General features: G+C 69.8%; 3 protein-coding genes and 3 tRNA genes. 2 read left to right on the top strand and 4 right to left on the bottom strand.

The features are described from left to right. The 4 genes from EQG76_RS11025 to rlmB all read right to left on the bottom strand — a co-directional run. Window positions 1–242, bottom strand: a 242-nt coding sequence (locus EQG76_RS11025; RefSeq protein ID WP_159713321.1) for a hypothetical protein, incomplete at its 3' end; no start/stop codon positions are given. 202 nt (window positions 243–444) lie between these two features. After that, window positions 445–520, bottom strand: a tRNA-Thr gene (locus EQG76_RS11020). 18 nt (window positions 521–538) lie between these two features. Continuing rightward, entirely contained in the window at window positions 539–1459 is a 921-nt protein-coding gene (locus EQG76_RS11015) for an alpha/beta hydrolase (RefSeq protein ID WP_159713319.1), read from the bottom strand. A gap of 79 nt (window positions 1460–1538) precedes the next feature. Next, on the bottom strand, window positions 1539–2285 hold the full coding sequence (gene rlmB, locus EQG76_RS11010) for a 23S rRNA (guanosine(2251)-2'-O)-methyltransferase RlmB (protein ID WP_159713317.1): 747 nt from the start codon (window positions 2283–2285) through the stop codon (window positions 1539–1541). 92 nt (window positions 2286–2377) lie between these two features. On the opposite strand from rlmB, the gene EQG76_RS11005 reads away from it, so the two are divergent. Both EQG76_RS11005 and EQG76_RS11000 read left to right on the top strand, forming a co-directional pair. Beyond that, a tRNA-Tyr gene (locus tag EQG76_RS11005) sits at window positions 2378–2463 on the top strand. A gap of 47 nt (window positions 2464–2510) precedes the next feature. Beyond that, window positions 2511–2584: transfer RNA gene (locus EQG76_RS11000), tRNA-Gly, on the top strand. Window positions 2585–2704: the final 120 nt, after the last annotated feature.

Genomic DNA, 2704 nt, shown 5'->3' with positions numbered 1-2704 from the left:
TCGAGCTGGGCCTCCAGCTTCTGCGCCTGGGCCTGGGCATCCAGCAGCGCCTCGTTGCGGCGTGCCAGCTGCTCAATCGTCACCTCGCGCAGGGCCAGATCGGTTTTGAGCTGCCAGCCCCACCAGCCGGCACCAGTCAGCGCCACCGCCGCGCCTGCCAGCAAGCCGGCAACGAGCCACCGTGCCGGGCGGCCGCGGCGGACAGGTCGGCGGTCGGCAACGTGCGCATCCTGTGGACGCATCGCGCCGCTCCATTCAACTGGCTAGCCGCCCCAGGCGGCATGACATCTGCATTTTCCTTGGCTGCCGGGCTCCCGGGCGGCCGGGGAGGAAGATGGGTGAGAAAGAAACCGACGACAACCCCTGCGATTTCCGCGGAATCTACAGCAACGGCGATGTCATGGTGTCGGTGGAGCCGGTGCGGCACATGGGCCGGGCGGGAAGTGGTGCCGGCGACAGGGATCGAACCCGTGACCTCCCGCTTACAAGGCGGATGCTCTACCAGCTGAGCTACGCCGGCCCACGCGGCGGAGTTCTATCAGCGTCCGCCGGTTTCGGTAAGCGTCTCGGAAGGGGCTGCCTGCAGCCGGGTGGCGATGAAGCCGCCGGCAGCGGCAATCGCGGCCTTCCCCTCGGCCAACCGCGCTGCCCAGAGATGCCAAGCGTGGATCATGTGCGGCCAGATCTCCAGGCGCACCTCGACATCGGCGGCACCGAGCGCCCGGGCGACCCGCACGGCGTCGTCCAGCAGGGTCTCGGCCGAGCCCACCTGGACCAGCATCGGTGGCAGCCCGGAAAGATCGGCATGGAGCGCTGAGATCAGCGGATCGTCCGGGTCGTGACCGGCCAGGAAGGCCTGGGCCAGGCCGTGGAGGTAGTCGCGCTGGATGAGCGGGTCCACCGCCGCCTTGTCGTCCAGGCTCTCGCCGGTCATCCGCAGGTCGATCCAGGGCGAGACCAGCCAGCCGCAGCCAGGCAGGGGCAGGCCTTCGGTGCGCAGGCGCAGCATGCAGGCCAGCAGGAGGTTGCCGCCGGCACTGTCGCCGCCCAGCGCGATCCAGCCGGGCGGGTAGCCTTCAGCGAGTAGGAACCGGTAGGCGTCCAGCGCATCGTCCAGGGCGGCAGGGAAGGGATGCTCCGGGGCCAGCCGATAGCCGATGGCCAGCGTCCGCACGCCTGCGGCCCGGCCGGCGGCGCCGACCATGCCGCGATGGCTCAGGATCGAGCCCGAGCAGTAGCCGCCGCCATGGAAGTATAGGAGCACCCTGGCCGGATCGCTGCCGGGAGCCAGCGACCATTCCGCAGGAAGCGGGCCGATCCGGGCGGGTGTGAACTCTAGGTCCAGTGCCGGTGGATCGACGGATGCCACCTCGTCGAGCCGGGCACGGCGCTCCGCCCAGCCGACCGGCCGGGCCTTGGCCCCCAGCAGTGCTCGAACCCCATCGATCCCGTCCGCCATGAGCCCGCCCCCGCACATCCGTGCACGGCCGACAGTAGATCATGCAGGAGAAGCTGTGAAAGCGCCTCCGGCGGGTGCTTCAGCCGCGGCCGGGCCGGCTCAGCGCCCAGAGCGCGATGCCCGCCGCCACCGACACGTTCAGGCTCTCGATGCGCGGGTCGATCGGCAGGGCGGCTAGCCGGTCGCAGCGCTCGCGCACCAACCGGCGCATGCCTTCGCCCTCGCTGCCCAGCACCAGCACCCAGGGCTCCGCCGGCGGGTCGGCATCGAGGCTAGTCTCTGCCTCGCCGGCCAGCCCAACCACGGTGAAGCCGCGCTCCTTGAGCTCCGTCAGGCTGCGCGCGAGGTTCACCACCAGGGCGATCGGGACGAGATCGAGCCCGCCTGCCGCCGCCCGGGCACAGACTCCGTCCAGGGGTGCGGCATGCCGCTCGGGCAGGATCACCAGATCCACTCCGAACGCGGCAGCAGAGCGCAGGATCGCCCCCAGGTTACGCGGGTCGGTAACCTGGTCGACCGCCACGATCCGGCGCGCCTGCGGATTCTCGTCCAGGAAGGTGCCAGGGTCGATCGGCGCCAGCGCTTCCACCTCCAGCGCCACCCCCTGATGGACGGCACCCCGCCCCAGCAGCAGCTCGAAGCCCCGCTCGTCGAGCTTGCGCACTTCCAGCCCGGCGCGCTCCTGTGGGATCTCGAACGAGCGGGCGGCCGCCTCGCCGATATGGAGGCGGCGGACGCGCCTTGCGGGGTTGGCCAGGGCGGCTGCCACGGCGTGGCGTCCGAACAGCAGAATGGTCGGGCTCTTGGCCGCGGGGCGTCGCTTCAACGGAATCTCGCGATTTTCTCGGTGCAGTCGATTGACAAGGCGTCGCTCGGACGTCTACCACCCGGCCGCTCTCGCTTGCGGGCAGGGCTACCGGAGGGGTGGCCGAGTGGTCAATGGCAGCAGACTGTAAATCTGCCGGCGTCAGCCTACGTTGGTTCAAATCCAACCCCCTCCACCATCCCGCCCCCGGGGTTCGCTCCGGTGCGAGTGCTTCCTCCGTGCGGCGCGGGCGTAGCTCAATGGTAGAGTCCCAGCCTTCCAAGCTGGTTGTGCGGGTTCGATCCCCGTCGCCCGCTCCACGCCGGAACCTCACCACCTCGACCCACCAAAGCCCCGGATAAGTTGCCGCCATGGCCAAAGAGACGTTCAAGCGGACGAAGCCGCATGCGAACATTGGCACGATTGGTCACGTGGATCAT

The sequence above is a fragment of the Geminicoccus flavidas genome (genome assembly GCF_009806515.1).
Classification (GTDB): domain Bacteria; phylum Pseudomonadota; class Alphaproteobacteria; order Geminicoccales; family Geminicoccaceae; genus Geminicoccus; species Geminicoccus flavidus.
Note: the sequence above shows the minus strand (reverse complement) of the source record. Positions and strands in the feature narration are given on the sequence as shown.

Bases quoted from the DNA above. Each gene is read 5' to 3' on its own strand.
- EQG76_RS11015 (WP_159713319.1), bottom strand. From the start codon at position 1,459: ATGGCGGACGGGATCGATGGGGTTCGAGCACTGCTGGGGGCCAAGGCC.